13 protein-coding genes are annotated in these 17,159 nt (G+C 71.1%); 10 read left to right on the plus strand and 3 right to left on the minus strand.

What is annotated here, in order from left to right:
* The first annotated feature begins 233 nt into the window (after positions 1-233).
* The gene (gene nth / locus ACOEQ2_RS05285; RefSeq protein ID WP_419730335.1) at positions 234-878 is read left to right on the plus strand and encodes an endonuclease III; all 645 of its coding nucleotides are present in this window, start codon (positions 234-236) and stop codon (positions 876-878) included.
* Between the two features lie 34 nt (positions 879-912).
* Here nth and ACOEQ2_RS05290 read toward each other — a convergent pair whose 3' ends face one another.
* From ACOEQ2_RS05290 to ACOEQ2_RS05300, 3 genes are all read right to left on the minus strand, one after another.
* Positions 913-3,225 (minus strand): ComEC/Rec2 family competence protein, encoded by a 2,313-nt coding sequence (locus ACOEQ2_RS05290; RefSeq protein WP_419730336.1) that lies wholly within the window; start codon positions 3,223-3,225, stop codon positions 913-915.
* Positions 3,226-3,429: 204 nt separating this feature from the next.
* Positions 3,430-3,753 (minus strand): HigA family addiction module antitoxin, encoded by a 324-nt coding sequence (locus ACOEQ2_RS05295; protein ID WP_419730337.1) that lies wholly within the window; start codon positions 3,751-3,753, stop codon positions 3,430-3,432.
* Between the two features lie 40 nt (positions 3,754-3,793).
* Positions 3,794-4,009, minus strand: a complete 216-nt coding sequence (locus tag ACOEQ2_RS05300; RefSeq protein WP_419731142.1) for a type II toxin-antitoxin system RelE/ParE family toxin — start codon at positions 4,007-4,009, stop codon at positions 3,794-3,796.
* A gap of 75 nt (positions 4,010-4,084) precedes the next feature.
* On the opposite strand from ACOEQ2_RS05300, the gene gltX reads away from it, so the two are divergent.
* From gltX to ACOEQ2_RS05345, 9 genes are all read left to right on the plus strand, one after another.
* Complete coding sequence (gltX, locus tag ACOEQ2_RS05305) at positions 4,085-5,539, plus strand: glutamate--tRNA ligase (RefSeq protein ID WP_419730338.1); 1,455 nt, start codon at positions 4,085-4,087, stop codon at positions 5,537-5,539.
* A gap of 11 nt (positions 5,540-5,550) precedes the next feature.
* Positions 5,551-6,516 carry an aspartate carbamoyltransferase catalytic subunit gene (locus ACOEQ2_RS05310; RefSeq protein ID WP_419730339.1) on the plus strand — a complete coding sequence of 322 codons (966 nt, stop codon included), beginning with the start codon at positions 5,551-5,553 and terminating at the stop codon, positions 6,514-6,516.
* Entirely contained in the window at positions 6,513-7,793 is a 1,281-nt protein-coding gene (locus ACOEQ2_RS05315) for a dihydroorotase (RefSeq protein ID WP_419730340.1), read from the plus strand. The genes ACOEQ2_RS05310 and ACOEQ2_RS05315 overlap by 4 nt, the downstream gene beginning before the upstream one ends.
* A 112-nt stretch (positions 7,794-7,905) precedes the next feature.
* Positions 7,906-8,556 carry a glycerol-3-phosphate 1-O-acyltransferase PlsY gene (plsY, locus tag ACOEQ2_RS05320; protein ID WP_419730341.1) on the plus strand — a complete coding sequence of 217 codons (651 nt, stop codon included), beginning with the start codon at positions 7,906-7,908 and terminating at the stop codon, positions 8,554-8,556.
* Positions 8,553-9,722 (plus strand): DNA-processing protein DprA, encoded by a 1,170-nt coding sequence (dprA, locus tag ACOEQ2_RS05325; RefSeq protein WP_419730342.1) that lies wholly within the window; start codon positions 8,553-8,555, stop codon positions 9,720-9,722. The genes plsY and dprA overlap by 4 nt, the downstream gene beginning before the upstream one ends.
* 48 nt (positions 9,723-9,770) lie before the next feature.
* Positions 9,771-12,524, plus strand: coding sequence for a type I DNA topoisomerase (gene topA / locus ACOEQ2_RS05330; protein ID WP_419730343.1), 2,754 nt, complete (start codon positions 9,771-9,773; stop codon positions 12,522-12,524).
* Positions 12,524-14,893: a ribonuclease R gene (gene rnr / locus ACOEQ2_RS05335; protein WP_419730344.1), complete on the plus strand. Its 2,370-nt coding sequence runs from the start codon at positions 12,524-12,526 to the stop codon at positions 14,891-14,893. The genes topA and rnr overlap by 1 nt, the downstream gene beginning before the upstream one ends.
* Positions 14,894-15,021: 128 nt before the next feature.
* Positions 15,022-16,782 carry a S41 family peptidase gene (locus ACOEQ2_RS05340; RefSeq protein WP_419730345.1) on the plus strand — a complete coding sequence of 587 codons (1,761 nt, stop codon included), beginning with the start codon at positions 15,022-15,024 and terminating at the stop codon, positions 16,780-16,782.
* The gene (locus tag ACOEQ2_RS05345) at positions 16,779-17,117 is read left to right on the plus strand and encodes a DUF1491 family protein (protein ID WP_419730346.1); all 339 of its coding nucleotides are present in this window, start codon (positions 16,779-16,781) and stop codon (positions 17,115-17,117) included. Before ACOEQ2_RS05340 ends, ACOEQ2_RS05345 begins: the two co-directional genes overlap by 4 nt.
* The last annotated feature ends 42 nt before the right edge of the window (positions 17,118-17,159 follow it).

Below are 17,159 nucleotides of genomic sequence, written 5' to 3' on the forward strand. Positions count from 1 at the left end.
AGGCCGTCATGTTCACCTCGGTTGTCCTACAAGGCAGCATCGAGCAAGCGTCCGCACCCTGCGCGTTTGTTAAGCTACCGTAAATACTTAAATGTGAGTTGACATATGCGCTTAAACCTGGGTGTGAAAATCAGAAACTTGAAGCGTGCAGGATGAGTGATCAGGACACGTCCGACCGGCCCCGTCGGCTGGTGTCGACCAAACCACGAGCGAAGCTGAAACGCGTCAGGCCGATGACCCGCGAGGAGGTCGTCCGGTTCATCGAGGCGCTGGCGCGGGCCAACCCGAACGCCGAGAGCGAACTGGTGTTCACGGACGCCTACAGCCTGCTGGTGTCGGTCGTGCTGTCGGCGCAGGCGACCGACCTGTCGGTGAACAAGGCGACCGTCGGGCTGTTCGCCGAGGCACCGGACCCGGCCGCGATGGTCCGGCTCGGCGAGGAGGGGGTGGCACGGCATATCCGCACGATCGGGCTGTGGCGGGCCAAGGCGCGCAACGTGGTGGCGCTGTCGCAGGCTCTCCTGGCACAGCATGGCGGCCAGGTGCCGGGCGATCGCGAGGCTCTCGAGGCGCTGCCTGGGGTCGGCCGCAAGACCGCGAACGTGGTGCTGAACGTGGCGTTCGGCGAGAGCACCATGGCGGTGGACACCCACATCCTGCGGCTCGGCAACCGCACCGGCCTGGCCCCGGGCAAGACCCCCCGCGCCGTCGAGGACCAGCTGGTGAAGCGGATCCCGGCCGAGATGCTGCGGCCGGCGCATCACTGGCTGATCCTGCACGGGCGCTACGTGTGCAAGGCGCGGGCCCCGGAATGCTGGCACTGCGTCGCGCGGGAGTGGTGCCACTACCCGGAGAAACGGCTGCAGCCGCCTGGGTGAGCGGAACCTGAACCAGCCCCGGCCGGCGGGGGGCCTACTCCGCCAGGGCCATCGGCAGCGTCGGGCGACGCCCCCCGGCGACTGGCGGCGGCGGCACCCAGGGTCGCTGGCCGCGCAACGATCGCGCGGTCTCGATCCGCACCCCGGCCGGTCCGATCCACGCCGCCGCGGGCCCGTCGCGCCAGACGCTGAACCGATCGATCTGCGGCACCCCATGACAGGCGCCGTGCAGCGGCGATGCCGACACCAGCAGGGCCAGCCCGGCGCACCGGGTCGCCGGAAAGGCCACGGCGGCCACCTGCCAGGTGGGCGGCGTTTCGGACGGCGCAGTCAGCTCGCGCAACAGCACCCGCACCCCCCGGCCATGCAGCGTCACCAGGCAGGAGACGGCATCGCAGGCGATCGCGCCGGTTGCATGTGGGACCGTCGCGTGCGGGACGGGTGCCGGCTCCACCTCCATTGCCGCATCGGGATCGAATTTCCGCTCGCCGGCGGGTGTCGTGGTGTCGCCGAGCGGGACGGCCGGGGTGGTCACCGCCCAGGCACGGCGCCAATCGCCCATCGTCACCGGGTCGGCCCACGCTGCCTGCCGGACCAGCATCGCACCCCCATCTTGCAGGGCGATCAGGCGGCCGTCGCCGGACATCAGCAGGTCGGGGGCGCGGATCAGCCAGGGCGAGGCCAACCCGACCGTCAGCGGCACCACCGCGAGCAGACGCCAGCGCCGCCGCCACAGGCAGAGCCAGAGCAGCCCGAAGCTCGCCATCAGCAACCCCCACATCGGTGCGGCCGGCACCGCCAGGCTGGCGGCCGGGAATGCGGCCACGGTGCGCGCCAGCCACAGGATCAGGTCGATGCCGGCACCCATCTGGCGCAACGTCACCCACTCCAGCCCGAACGGCATCAGCAGCAGCGACAGCACCCCCTGCGGCATCACCCACAACGCGGTCAGCGGCACCGCAACCAGGTTGGCCAGCACGAAATAGAACTGCACCCGGCCGAAATGGTAGGCTGCATAGGGTAGCGAGGCGGACCCCGCGATCAGGCTGGTGAAGAACAGCTGCACGCCGTGCACCGCCAACTTCCGGCGCCAACGGCCGCCGCCCGAGCCGAGCATCCGGCGCATCAGTGGCTGCAGCGCCTCGTAGCCGGCGATCAGCGCCATCACCGCGGCGAAGCTCATCTGGTAGCCGACTTCGAGCAGGGTTGCCGGATCGATCAGCAGCAGCAGCAACGCCGCTGCGGCCAGGGTGCGCATCGTCATCGCGCGGCGGCCGGCGAGCAGCCCGAGCAGGCCGATCGACGCCATCGCCAGGCTGCGCATGCCCGGCAGGTGCAGCCCGGTCAGCGCCATGTAGGCAGCCCCGGCGAGGAGCGCTCCGAGTGCGGCGATCTGGCGCATCGGCAGCCGCAGCGAGCCCCACTCCCAGGTCGCCAGCAGAACACGTAGGATCACCAGCGTCAGCCCCATGACGATGCCCAGATGCAGCCCGGCGACCGCCAGCAGATGCGCCAGGCCGGAGGCGGCGAAGGCGTCGCGATCGGATTGCGGGATGGCGCTGGTAAGCCCGGTCAGCAGGGTGGTGGCGACGGCACCGCGCGGGCCCGGCAGCACCGCCACGATCCGGAGCGCGATCGCCTCGCGCAAGCCCCGCAGCGAGAAGCCCCACAGCGAGAGCCAGCCCGGGGTGTCGACGCGCGGCAGCACCACCACCGGAGACAGCGCGGTGCCGGCCCCCGCGGTGCCGGCAAAGAAGGCGTCGCGCTGGGGATCGCGACCGCCCGGATAGTCCGGCGGCGATGGCGGATGCAGTAGCGCCCGGATGCGCACCAGGTCGCCGGTCGCCAGCACCACGGGATCGTCTTCGCGCAGGCGGATGCGCAGTCGCCGGGTGGTCTGCGTCTCGGCAACCGGCGCCTGGTCGATCGGGAGGGTGGCAGCCTTGCCCCTGCCCTTCACGGGTGGTGCCGGCGCCAGCGTTGTCGCGGCCAGCGTGATCCGCCGCCGCCCGTCCGACATGATGTCGATGGCGGCGACGCGACCGGTGGCCAGCACGGCCTTGCGGGGCAGCTCGGGCATCGGCGGCAGGTGCCGGGTCTCGAGCTGGGACACCAGGAAGCCGAGCGAGGCCAGCAGCAGCGCCGCGGTGACCGCCCGAAGGGGCATCGTCCGCCGGGCGGCGGCGAACATCACGGCCGACGCGACGGTCAGCGCCAGCCCGACTGCCAGGCCGGGCTCCGTGCTCAGGGAGAAATAGACCGCGATGCCAGCGCCCAGACACACCGGCAGCCACAGCACCAGGCGATCACGATCGGCGGTGAAGTCCGCCAGCAGGTGCTGCCACACCCAAACCAGCGCCTTAAGTGCAGCGCGGAGCCATGCCTGACCGGTCTCGGCGCCGCGGCGTGGCGATGGGTACGGGCCCGGCGGCATCGCACCGGCGTCGGGGCCGGCCAAAGCGTCAGGACCGGCAAGTCGTTCCACATCCGGAGGTATAGCCGCCGGCGGAGGTCATTGCCAGAGCGATACGTTCCCGGCGTGCCTGGACGATCAGGCCGGTTCGAACTGCAGCGCCTGGATGGTGGCCAGGTCGTCGGCCAGCGCGCGCTGGCGGTGCCAGAGGTCGTAATGCTCCTGCAGGCGCAGCCACATCTCGGGCGAGTTGCCGCACAGCCGGCCAAGCCGGAGCGCCATGTCGGGACTGATCGACGCGGTGCCGCGCACGACGTTGTTGAGGGTCGGCGGCGTCACGTGGATGCGGGCGGCCGCCTTGGTGACGGAGATGCGGCAGGTGGCGAGCACGTCGCGGATGACGGCGCCGGGATGCGTCGGTTCGAACGCCGGAAGCGGCGAGGCGGCGATCAGGGTGTCCATGGTGTCCTCGTGCGGCCGCCCCTTGGGAGCGGCTTGTCGATTAATGATAATCCTCGAAGTCGAGAGCGATCGCGTTGCCGTTCTCCCATCCAAACGTGATCCGCCATTTCGCCGCCATTCGGAGTGGGTAACGTCCGGCGCCCCGCCCGCTTAGTCTTTGAACGTGCCAACCGGGGAGATCCATTTCCTCCTGCCTTCCGGCGGCATGTAGCGTCTGGAGTTGCTGGCGGTCACGTTCCGGGCTTGCTGCCGGCAGCTTCGACGCTTCCGGAAGCCGGCGAGCCGCTTGCCGCTCTACAGCCCCGCAACGGTTGTGTTAGAGCAGCGCCTCATGACCGTCCGCACGCGCTTCGCACCCAGCCCGACCGGGTTGCTGCATATCGGCAACGCCCGCGCCGCCCTCTTCAACTTCCTGTTCGCCCGCCACCATGGCGGCCAGTTTCTGCTCCGCATCGAGGATACCGACCGCGAGCGCTCCACCCAGCATGCGGTGGACGTGATCCTGGACGGGCTCGACTGGATGGGGCTGAACCCGGACGAGCCGCCGGTGTACCAGTCCGCCCGCCAGGCCCGGCATACCGAGGTGGCGCTGGCCCTGCTCGAGGCCGGGCACGCCTATCGCTGCTACTGCACCGCCGACGAGCTCAAGCTGATGCGCGAGCAGGCCGTCGCCGAGGGCCGCCCGCCCCGCTACAACGGCATGTGGCGCGACCGCGATCCGTCCGAGGCGCCGCCCGGTGCGCCCTACACGATCCGGCTGCGGGCGCCGCAGGAGGGTGAGACCGTCGTGCACGACCTGGTGCAGGGCGAGATCCGCGTTGCCAACGTCGAGATGGACGACATGATCATCCTGCGCGGCGATGGCAGCCCGACCTACCTGCACGCGGTGGTGTGCGACGACCACGACATGGCGATCACCCACGTGATCCGTGGCGAGGACCACATGACCAACACCTTCCGGCAGTCGCAGATCTACGCGGCGATGGGCTGGGAACGGCCCGAGTTCGCGCATCTGCCGCTGATCCACGGGCCGGATGGCGCCAAGCTCAGCAAGCGGCACGGCGCGCAGAGCGTGGTCGAGTTCCGCGAGCAGGGTTTCCTGCCCGAGGCGCTCAACAACTACCTGCTGCGGCTCGGCTGGGGGCATGGCGACGCCGAGGTGCTGCCGCGCGACGAGCAGATCCGGCTGTTCGACCTGGACGGGGTCGGGCGCTCGGCGAGCCGCATGGACTACGTCAAGCTCACCCACCTGAACGGCGTCTGGCTGCGCGATGCCGACGACGACCGGCTCACCGGCGACGTGCTCGCCCGACTGGCGGGTCGTGACGGCCTGGTGCTGGACGACACCACCCGCGCCCGCATCCGGCTGCTGATGCCCGGGCTGAAGGAGCGCGCCAAGACGCTGGTCGAGCTGGCCGAGGCGAGCGCCTTCCTGGCCCGCTCGGTGCCGCTGCCGTTCGACGCCAAGGCGAGCTCGCTGCTGACCCCGGACGCGCGGGCGCTGCTGCGCGGCTTCATCGGCGAGCTGTCGGTGCTGGAGCCGTTCAGCGCCGCCGAGATCGAGGCCGCCCTGCGCCGGTTCGCCGAGACCCACGGCCGCAAGCTCGGACAGATCGCCCAGCCGCTGCGGGCCGCGGTCACCGGCAGCTCGATGAGCCCGGGCATCGACGTCACCATCGCCGCCCTGGGGCGCGACGAGACCCTGGCCCGCATTGGCGCTGCCCTGTCGGAGAAGGACAGTTCGGCGGCGGACGAGGATTGGAAGCGCGCGATGGACCCGCTCTAGGATGATGCTCGATGCCTGACGGCCAGCGCATGTTCGCCACCGGCGAGGAGCGGCACCTGCTCGGGTTGCAGGGCATGCACCCGACCCGCATCGAGCCGTTCCTGGATCTGGCGGAGAGCTACGTGCTGCTGAACCGGCAGCGCAAGACGCAGCGCGACCTGCTGCGTGGCCGCACCCTGATCAACCTGTTCTTCGAGGACAGCACCCGCACCCGCACCAGCTTCGAGCTGGCCGGCAAGCGGCTCGGCGCCGACGTCATCAACATGTCGGTCAGCACCTCCTCGGTGAACAAGGGCGAGACCCTGCTCGACACCGCCGCCACCCTGAACGCCATGCGCACGGACCTGCTGGTGGTGCGTCACGCGCAGTCCGGCGCGCCCGCCTTGCTGGCGCAGAAGGTCGAGGCCAGCGTGATCAATGCCGGCGACGGCACCCACGAGCACCCGACCCAGGCGCTGCTTGACGCGCTGACCATCCGCCGTCGCTGCGGCCGTTTGGCGGGTCTGACCGTGGCTATCTGCGGCGACGTGGCGCACTCCCGGGTGGCGCGCTCGAACATCCATTTGCTGACCGCGATGGGCAGCCAGGTGCGGGTGATCGGGCCGCCGACGCTGATCCCGGCCGAGATCGAGCGGCTCGGCGTCACCGTGTTCCACGACATGGACAAGGGGCTGGACGGCGTCGACGCGGTGATGATGCTGCGGCTGCAGCGCGAGCGCATGACCGGCGGGCTGGTCCCAAGTGCACGCGAGTATTTCCGCTTCTTCGGCCTCGACGCGGCACGGCTGGCGCGGGCGAAACCGGGGGCGCTGGTGATGCATCCGGGGCCGATGAATCGCGGCGTCGAGATCGACAGCCAGGTCGCCGACCATCCCGAGCAGAGCGTGATCCAGGAGCAGGTCGAGATGGGGGTCGCGGTGCGCATGGCGGTGCTGGACCGGCTGTCCCGCGCCCAGGACCGGACTGCCGACCGATGAGCCGGGTGCTGTTCGACAACGTCCGGCTGCTCGATCCCGGCTCCGGGCTCGACCGCGTCGGCCGCGTGCTGGTCGAGGACGGGCTGATTGCCGGGCTCGACACACCCTCGGGCGAGGCTGCGCCCGAAGGCTCGGTGGTGATCGATGGCGGCGGTGCCGTGCTCTGCCCCGGACTGGTCGACATGCGCGTGGCGCTGGGCGAGCCCGGCTACGAGTATCGTGAGACCATTGCCCAGGCGGCCGAGGCGGCGTCGGCCGGCGGCATCACCACGATCTGCGTGCTGCCCAACAACAAGCCCGCGATCGACGATCCCGCCCTGGTCAGGCTGCTGCGGGCCCGCGGCGACGAGACCGGCCGGCTCACGATCCACCCCTACGGCGCCGTGACCCGCGGTTGCGCCGGCGAGGAGATGGCCGAGCTCGGACTGCTGCAGGAGGCCGGCGCGGTCGCCTTCACCGACGGCAAGCGCGCCGTCGCCGACGCCCGTCTGATGCGCCAGGCGATGTCCTATGCGCGCGGCTTCGGCGCGATGGTGATGCAGCACCCGGAGGACCCGTCGCTGGCCCGCGGCGGCGTCGCGACCGAGGGCGAGCTGGCGACGCGGCTCGGCCTGCCGGGCATCCCCGCCGCTGCCGAGGCGATCCTGGTGGCGCGCGACCTCAGCCTGGCCCGGCTCACCGGGGGTGCGCTTCATGTCGGCCACGTCTCGACCGGCGAGACGGTGGCGCTGATCCGGGCCGCGAAGGCGGACGGCATCCGCGTCACCTGCGACACCGCCCCGCCCTATTTCGACCTGAACGAGACCGCGATCGGCGATTTCCGCACCTACGCCAAGCTCTCGCCGCCGCTGCGCCCCGAGGCGGATCGGCTGGCGATCTGCGAGGGCCTGTCCGACGGCACCATCGACGCGATCGGCTCCGATCACATGCCGTGCGACCCGGACGACAAGCGGTTGCCGTTCGCCCAGGCGCTGGCCGGCGGCGTCGGCATGGCGACGCTGCTGGGCGTGACGATGGCACGGGTCCATGACGCCAGCATCAGCCTGATGCGCGCGCTCGAGCTGCTGACCATCGGGCCGGCGCGCCTGCTGGGGATCCCGGCCGGACGGCTGGCGGTGGGGGCTGCGGCCGATCTGTGCCTGTTCGATCCGGAGCGCGCCTGGCAGGTGGTGGCCGGCCAGATGCCCGGGCACGCGCAGAACACGCCGTTCGACGGCCGCGCGCTGGAAGGCCGCGTGCTCGGCACCTGGAAACACGGCCGGCGAGTGTTCGGATGAGCCCGGAAGTGGCCGGCCAGTCGTCCGGGCGCGCGCAGGGCGTGCCGTTCTCCGGACGCGCGATCGAGGCCGGCATGCTCGGTAGTCCGGCCCATGAACCGACGGTGTCTGGATGAGCCCGGAGCCGGCGATGGACGGGGTCGGATTGCTGGTGGCGGCCGGGCTGTTCGCCTACCTGCTGGGCAGCATCCCGTTCGGGCTGATCGTCACCCGGGCAGGCGGTGCCGGCGACATCCGTACGATCGGCTCGGGCAATATCGGCGCCACCAACGTGCTGCGCACCGGGCGGCGGGGCCTTGCCGCCGCGACGCTGTTGCTCGACGGCCTCAAGGGCTTCTTCGCCGTCGTGCTGTGCGCGGTGCTGCTGCCGCTGCTGCTCCCGGAAGTCGCGGCCGTGGCGGCGGTCTGCGCGGTGATCGGACACTGCTTCCCGGTGTGGCTGCGCTTCCGCGGCGGCAAGGGCGTGGCGACGGCGCTCGGCGTGGCACTGGCGCTGGACTGGCGGGTGGGCGCCTGCTGCTGCCTGATCTGGCTGCTGGTCGCCCGGCTGACCCGCATCTCCTCGGCTGGCGCACTCGCCGCAATGGCGGCACTCGGCCCATTGTTGCTCGTCTTCGACGGTGGCCGGCTGGGGTCGCCGATCCCGTGGGCCGGGTTCGCGGTCGGCATCGGCGTCATCCTCCGCCACCACGCCAACATCGCCAGGCTGCGTGCCGGCACCGAGCCGCGCATCGGCAGCGGATCCGTCAGCAGGAGCGCGTGACCGAAGCCCCGGCTACTCCGGTCTCATTCGTAGCGGCAGCATTGCGGCTGGTCCGCACCGACGGCGTCGGACCGGCCACCTACCGGCGCCTGCTGCAGCGATACCTGACACCCGAGGCCGCCCTCGAGGCGCTGCCCGGCCTCGCCCGCAACGCTGGCCGCACGGTTCCGGCACGGTCGCCGTCGCTGACCATGGCCGAGGACGAGATCGCCGCACTCCACCAGTTCGGCGGCCGCTTCCTGGTGCTCGGCACCCCGGACTACCCGCCGCTGCTGGCGCAAATCGCCGATGCGCCGCCGGTGCTGGCGGTGCTCGGCGACCCCCGCATCCTGCACCGGCGCGCCGTGGCGATGGTGGGCGCGCGCAATGCGTCGGCCGCCGGGCTGCGCATCGCCGAGGCGCTGGCCGCGGAACTCGGCGGCGCTGGCTTGCTGGTGGTGTCCGGGCTGGCACGCGGCATCGACGCGGCAGCACACCGGGGTGCGATGCATATCGGCCCGACCGTCGCCGCGATCGCCGGCGGCCTCGACCGCCCCTACCCGCCCGAGCACGCCGACCTGCAAGCCCGCATCGCGCTCACCGGCTGCGTGGTCGCGGAATCGCCACTCGGCACGGTGCCAACGAACCGCCATTTCCCGCGCCGCAACCGCATCATCGCAGGGCTGTCGCTCGGCTGCGTGGTGGTCGAGGCGGCGATGCATTCGGGCAGCCTGATCACCGCCAACCTGGCCCTGGACTACGGCCGCGAGCTGTTCTCGGTGCCGGGATCGCCGCTCGACCCCCGCTCCCGCGGCTCCAACGACCTGCTGCGCGGCCGCGCCCACCTCACCGAAACCGCCGAGGACGTGCTGCGCGAGCTGGCCCAGCTGCCGGCAGATCTCGGCCCGGACGGCTTCGCGGAGGAGCCGGCCAGCCCGGGTTCTGCGTGGCTTTCCGGCTGGGGCGCCGAAGCGGGCGAAGCATGGGACCAGCTCGACACGGTGCGGGCCGCGGTGTTGCAATTGCTGAGCCATACGCCGACGCCGGTTGACGATCTCGTGCGTCGCTGCCAGTTCTCCGTATCCGCTGTGCTGGCAGTACTGACCGAACTGGAGCTTGCTGGCCGTATCGAGTCCCATCCCGGGAACCGCGTCGGCCTCCTCGCCCACCCGCTTCGGTCGCACTGACGGCAGGGCCGGGCGGCTCACACCCGAGCACCGCACCCCGGAGAATGCATGACCGACGTCGTCGTGGTCGAGTCGCCTGCCAAGGCGAAAACGATCAACAAATACCTGGGCGACGGCTTCACGGTGCTGGCCTCGTTCGGCCATGTCCGCGACCTGCCACCCAAGGATGGCAGCGTGCGTCCGGACGAGAACTTCGCGATGGACTGGGAGGCCGACGAGCGCGGCAACCGGCAGATCGCCGCCATTGCCAAGGCGCTGAAGGGGGCCAAGCGGCTCTATCTCGCAACCGACCCCGACCGCGAGGGCGAGGCGATCAGCTGGCATGTCCGGGCCATGCTGGAGGAGCGCAACCTGCTCCGCGGCGTCGACGTGCAGCGCGTCACCTTCAACGAGATCACCAAGGGCGCCATCAAGATCGCGATGGGGCGGCCGCGCGAACTCGACATGCCCCTGATCGAGGCCTACCTCGCCCGCCGCGCGCTGGACTACCTGGTCGGCTTCACCCTCTCGCCGGTGCTGTGGCGCAAGCTGCCGGGCAGCCGGTCGGCGGGTCGGGTGCAGTCCGTCGCACTCCGGCTGATCTGCGAGCGCGAAGCCGAGATCGAGATCTTCAAGCCGCGCGAGTACTGGTCGGTCCTGGCGCACCTGACGACACCGGCGGGAGCACCCTTCACCGCGCGCCTTACCCACCTGGACGGCAAGAAGCTCGACCAGTTCGACCTGAACAACCAGGACAAGGCACACGCGGCCCGGGCAGCCGTCGAGGCCGGGCAGTTCGCGGTCAGCACGGTCGAGCGGCGCAAGGTCAAGCGCAACCCACCGGCGCCGTTCACCACCTCGACGCTGCAGCAGGAAGCCAGCCGCAAGCTCGGCATGGGCGCGCAGGCCACCATGCGGGCGGCCCAGCAGCTGTACGAGGGCATCGAGCTCGGCGGCGAGACCGTCGGGCTGATCACCTACATGCGGACCGACGGCGTGCAGATGGCGCGGGAAGCCATCGACGCGATCCGCGAACACATCACCGAGGAGTTCGGCCGCGACTACCTGCCCGGCATGGCGCGCGAGTACTCGACGAAGGCCAAGAACGCGCAGGAGGCGCACGAGGCCGTGCGTCCGACCGACGTGAGCCGCGGCCCGCAGGAGATCGGCCGCTATCTGTCCGACGAGCAGCGCCGGCTGTACGAGCTGATCTGGAAGCGCGCGGTGGCGAGCCAGATGCAGTCCGCCGAGCTCGACCAGGTCACCGTCGAGATCGCCGAGCCGGCTGCCCGCGCCAGGCTGCGCGCCACCGGCTCGATCATCGCCTTCGACGGCTTCCTCAAGCTCTACACCGAGGGCCGCGACGATGACGCGAAGCCCGGCTCGGAGGACGAGGACAGCCGGATGCTGCCGCCGATGCGCGAGCAGGACCCGCTCAAGACCGGCAAGGTCGCCGCCGACCAGCACTTCACGCAGCCGCCGCCGCGCTTCTCGGAGGCGTCGCTGGTCAAGAAGATGGAGGAGATCGGCATCGGCCGGCCCTCGACCTATGCCTCGATCCTGTCGGTGCTGCGCGACCGCGACTACGTCCGGATGGAGAACAAGCGGTTCGTGCCGGAGGATCGCGGCCGGCTGGTCACCGCGTTCCTGACCAGCTTCTTCGAGCGCTATGTCGATCCGCATTTCACCGCCGGCCTCGAGGAGCAGCTCGACGACATCTCCGACGGCCGGGCCGACTGGCGCGCGGTGATGGCGAAGTTCTGGGAAGCGTTCAGCGTCGCCGTCGCGGCCACCAAGGACCTCAAGATTTCCGACGTCATCGACGCGCTCGATGCCGATCTCGGGCCGCACTTCTTCCCCGAGCCCGAGGATGGCAGTGACCCGCGCGTGTGCAAGGCGTGCGGCAACGGCCGGCTCGGGCTGAAGCTCGGCCGCTATGGCAGCTTCATCGGCTGCTCGAACTATCCGGCGTGCCAGTTCACCCGGCGGCTGGTGATCGACGCCAAGGAAGGCGATGCCGGCGGCACCCTGACGGAAGGGATGCGTGCCCTCGGCGCCCACCCCGACACCGGCGAGGATGTCGTGGTCAAGCGTGGGCCGTGGGGGCTGTATGTGCAGCAGGGCGAGCCGGACCCCACCGACAAGAAGGCCAAGCCGAAGCGCACCAGCCTGCCCAAGGGGTTCGAGGGCGACACGGTGACGCTCGACCAGGCGGTCGGGCTGCTGTCGCTGCCGCGGCTGATCGGGCTGCATCCGGAGATGGGCGAGCCGATCGAGGCGGGGATCGGGCGGTTCGGGCCGTACGTGAAGATGGGCGCGATCTTCGCGTCGCTGGAGAAGGATGACGACATCCTCCAGGTCGGCATGAACCGGGCGATGGACGTGCTCGGCAAGAAGCTGGCCTCGGTGCGGTCGCTGGGCGAGCATCCCAAGGACAAGGAGGCGGTGCTGGTCCGCAAGGGCCGGTTCGGGCCGTACGTGCAGCACGGTCAGATGGTCGCCAACCTGCCGCGTGACCGCAGCATGGAGGATTTCACCTTCGAGGAGGCGCTGCCGCTGCTCGCCGAGAAGGGCAAGATGCTGAAGCCCAAGGGCAAGAAGGGCGCGACCGTAAAGGCGAAGCCGGTCCGCAAGGCACCTGCGAAGGCGGCGGCGTCGGATGCGCTGCCTGTGGTGGCCAAGCGTGCGGCGCCTGCGAAGGCGGGGGCAAAGCCGGCTGCGAAGGTGGTCAAGAAGGCCGCCGCGAAGCCGAAGCCGGCCACCAAGGTCGCTGCGGCCAAAGTCGCTAGCAGCGCCACCAACCGCCCCAAGACGCGCGCCTGATGCGGGAACGGCCGCCCCAGGGCGCGCCGGACCCCGCGCCGGATACCGCACCAAACCCTGCGCCGGACACCGGTGACACCCCCAGCTCCGCCGCTCCCAGCACCTTGCCGTCGCGTGAGCAGCTGCGCCGCTTCGTGGCAGGGTCGACCGGCCGGGTCGGGAAGCGCGAGGTGGCCCGCGCCTTCGGGATCGGTCCGGACGACAAACCGGCGTTGCGCACGTTGCTGAAGCAGCTGGAGCGCGAGGGCTTGCTCGCCAATGCGGGGGCCAAGCGCTTCACCGCACCTGGCCGTCTGCCGGAATCGATGGTGGTGCAGGTCACCGGCACGGATTCCGGTGGTGATCCGCTGGCCCGGCCGGTGAACTGGGCCGGCCCCGGTGCGCCGCCCGCCATCTACATGCACCCGGAGCCGAAGGGCCGCCCTGCCCTGGCGCCGGGACAGCGTGTGCTGGCGCGGCTGAAGCCGATCGGCGGCGGCAAGTACGAGGGCCGCACGCTGAAGCGCATCGAGTCCCAGCCCGGCAGCGTGCTCGGCGTGTTCAGGCCGGTCCCACCGTCCGACGAGCCATACCGGCGGGGCCAGCCGGTCGAGGCCGGGCGGGTGGTGCCGACGGACCGGCGGGTCAAGGCGGAATGGAGCGTGCCGCCGGGCGAAACCGGTGAGGCCGAGGCCGACGAGATCGTGCTCGCCGAACCCCTGCCCCATGCCGGCTACGGCCTGAAACCGGTGCGTGTTGTCGAGCGGCTCGGGCGTATCGGCGATGCCCGCTCGGTCAGCCTGATCTGCCTGCACACCCACGACATTCCCCGCGAATTCCCCGATGAGGCCGTCCGGGAAGCCGAGGCCGCCACCGAGGTTGGGCTGTCGGGCCGCACCGACCTCCGCGACATCCCCCTGGTCACCATCGACGGCGAGGACGCCCGCGACTTCGACGACGCCGTGTTTGCCGAGCCCGACACAAATGCCGGGAACGCCGGCGGCTGGCGGATGATCGTGGCGATCGCCGACGTGGCGCATTACGTCCGCGCCGGATCCGCCCTCGATCGCGAGGCACGGCTGCGCGGCAACTCGGTGTATTTCCCCGACCGGGTGGTGCCGATGCTGCCCGAGGCGCTTTCGAACGGCTGGTGCTCGCTGCGTCCGGACGAGCCGCGCGGCTGCCTGTTCGTCGAGCTGCGGATCGATGCCGGTGGCGCCAAGCACGCGCACCGCTTCGGCCGCGGCCTGATGCGCAGCGCCGCCCGCCTCACCTACGACCAGGTGCAGGCGCTGGCGGACGGCGTCACCGACCCGGACAAACCCGCGCCCGCGCTGCCGGACGGTCTGCTCGCCAGTCTGTACGGCGCATACCGCGCATTGCTGGCGGCACGCACCCGACGCGGCACGCTCGATCTCGACCTGCCCGAGCGCAAGGTCGTGCTGACCGGGGATGGCCGCGTGGCGTCGATCGCGCCGCGCCCCCGGATCGACAGCCACCGGCTGATCGAGGAGTTCATGGTGCTGGCCAACGTGGCAGCGGCGCAGGAGCTGGAACGGCTGCACCAACCCTGCATGTACCGGGTGCATGCGCCGCCTTCGCCGGAAAAGCTCGAGACCCTGCGCGGCGTCCTCGGCACGCTGGACATCAGGCTGAAGCCCGCCGGCGAGATCAGGCCGGCCGACCTCGACCAGGTGCTGAGCCAGGTCGCCGGCACCGAGCAGTCGGCGATGGTCAACGAGATGGTGCTGCGCGCGCAGTCCCAGGCCGAGTACAGCCCCGACAACCAGGGCCATTTCGGATTAGCGCTGGCCGAGTATGCCCACTTCACCAGCCCGATCCGCCGCTATGCCGACCTGCTGGTGCACCGGGCGCTGATCGCCGGGCTGCGGCTGGGCGATGACGGCCTGAAACGCGACGCGGCCGAGGGTGCCGGCGGCTTCACCGACACCGGCGAACACATCACCCGGACCGAGCGGCGGGCGGCTCTGGCCGAGCGCGACGCGATCGACCGTTACATCGCTGCACACATGGCGGACAAAATCGGCGCGAGCTTCGAGGCGCGGATTTCCGGCGTGACCCGGTTCGGGCTTTTCGTCACATTGCTGGAGACGGGCGCCAGCGGGTTGGTGCCGATCTCCTCGCTCAGCGCCCTTGGGGCCGATGATTTCTGGATGCATGACGAAGCCGCACAGGCGCTGACCGGCAGGCGCTCGGGCCGGTCCTACAGCCTGACCCAGAGGGTTCGGGTGCGGCTGGTGGAGGCAACGCCGCTCACCGGCGGCCTGCTGTTCTCGCTGGACGAGGACCTGGCTGGTGCGTTGGCCACCAGGCAGCCGGGCGGTGTCGCACCGGAGCGAAATCGGGGACGCGGCAAGCTCCGTCCGTGAGGATCCCGTCTCCCAGAGGCTGCTGTCGGCTGCTGCGCCGCGCGATGATCGGCGTCCGCGCCCGCCTCGCGAGGGTGCGTCGAAGGACGGTGCCATCGCACCATCCACATCCAGGCCATGGCCGCGCCATGCGCATGACAGGCCGCAGCGCGATCCTGCTTCTCTGCCTGGCGCTGGCCTGGATGCTGCTGCCCGCACTCCCTGTCCGGGCACAGGGCGAACCCGCGAGCCCGGCCGCAACCCTGCCCCCGAGCCCACCCGCCACGCTCGACCAAACACTGGTCGCCGGCGTCATCGAGACCGCCCTCACCGTGCTGCAGCCGCGCACCCTCGAGCCGCACACGGCGCGCCAGCTTACCATCTGGGGACTGAACGGCCTCACCGCGATCGATCCCGGCCTGACCGTCGAGGACACCGCCTCCCCGTCCGGCGACAGTCCCGTCGCCGCGACCCCGGGCACCAGGACTGCAGTTCCCGCGCCCGTTCCCGCGCCCGGGCCGGTCCGCCTCGCGACCCCACAGGGCACCCTGTTCTCCGAGGCCGCACCCGCCGCCGATGACAGCGCCGGCTGGGCTCGCCTCGCGGCCGGCATGACGGAAGCCGCCTGGTCGAGCTCATCGCTGATCCGCCAGGCCGGGCAGCAGGGCGTGCTGCAGAGCTTCTTCGACGAGCTGTGCAACCACCTCGACCCGTATTCGCGCTACGTCGCCCCCGCCCCGGCCAATACCGAGCGGGCCGCGCGCAGTGGCGGCACGGCCAGTGCCGGCATCACCCTGGCGCGCTTCGGACGCACGATGGTGGTGGCTGCGGTCAACGCCAACGGGCCCGCCTGGAGTGCCGGGATCACCGTCGGCGGCCGGCTGGTGGCGGTCGACGGGCATCCGGTTCGCGGCCAGACGCCCGAGGTCGTCAGCAGCTGGCTGCAGGGCGATCCCGGCAGCCAGGTGGTGGTGACGATCGCGCCCGCCGAGGGTCGCGGCCAGGTCAACTACCCGCTGGTGCGCGCCGCGGTGCCGCCGGAGACGGTCTTCGCCTTCAGCAACGGCAACATCGTGGTGATGCGGGTGACCGGCTTCTCCGCCGACACCGCCCAGGAGATGAGCCAGTTCCTCGACCAGGCGACCGATGACGGCAGTACCGTCGGCAGCGGCGGCCCGGGCACGAAGCATCACCTGCGCGGCCTGATCTTCGACCTGCGCGGCAATCGCGGCGGCCTGCTGCAGCAGGCGGTGACGTCGGTCGCCCTGGTGCTCGACCACGGCATCGCCGTCACCGCACGCGGGCGCGATCCGCAGGCAAACCACGTCTGGGCGGTGCAGGGCGGCGACCTGACCGAAGGGGTGCCGATCGTGGTGCTGGTCGATGGCCGCACCGCCAGTGCCGCCGAGATCATGGCCGCAGCCCTCGCCGATCATCGCCGCGCCGTGATCGTCGGCAGTGCCACGCTGGGCAAGGGGCTGGTGCAGACGATCGCGCAGCTGCCGGATGGCGGCGAATTGTTCGTGACCTGGAGCCGGGTGCTGGCGCCTCTCGGGTGGCCGCTGCAAGGGCTGGGGGTGATCCCGCAGGTCTGCACCAGCCTCGGCCAGGCGAAACTCGACCAGCAGCTGCAGGACCTCGCCGCCGGGGTGTTCGACGAACGTGAGGCGGTGGTCGAGAGCCGCGCCGCACGATCGCCGCTGCCGGTGGCGCGCATCCTCGAGTTGCGCGCGGCCTGCCCCGCGGCAATCGGCAGCGACGCCGACCTGGATGCGGCGCGCTCGCTGCTGGACATGCCCGGCGCCTACCAGGCAGCCCTGGTCCCGGTCGGCATCGCCGGCGACGTGGCGGCAGGTGGCACCCTCGCAGGCGGCGGCAGCGCCAGGGCCGAGCAGGATCAGGGACGATGACCGAGGCGCGCCTCAAGGCCGGGATCTGGACCAGTGCCGTGCTGCGCCGGGCGCACCAGCTCGGGCGATCCGGCATGGTGCTGCGGCGTGGCGACGCCGATGCCGGCGGCATCCTGGTGGTGCTGCGCGACCGCGATGGCCGGATGCTGGTGCTGACCCAGGCGCGAACCCTGGACGGCGAGCCGGCCTGGAGCCGCGGCACCGGGCCGACACCTGTCGATCAGGACGCGGTTGACGCGTATGTTACCCGGCAGGTGACGCGCGATCCGGACCTTTGGGTGCTCGAGATCGACGGGCCCGACCTGACGCCGACCTTCGAGGCGATCATCGTCTGATCGTGCCTGCGCCACGGCTCACGTCCTCGACACCGAACTTCA

Source organism: Lichenicola sp. (genome assembly GCF_965198575.1).
In the GTDB taxonomy this organism is placed as follows: domain Bacteria; phylum Pseudomonadota; class Alphaproteobacteria; order Acetobacterales; family Acetobacteraceae; genus Lichenicola.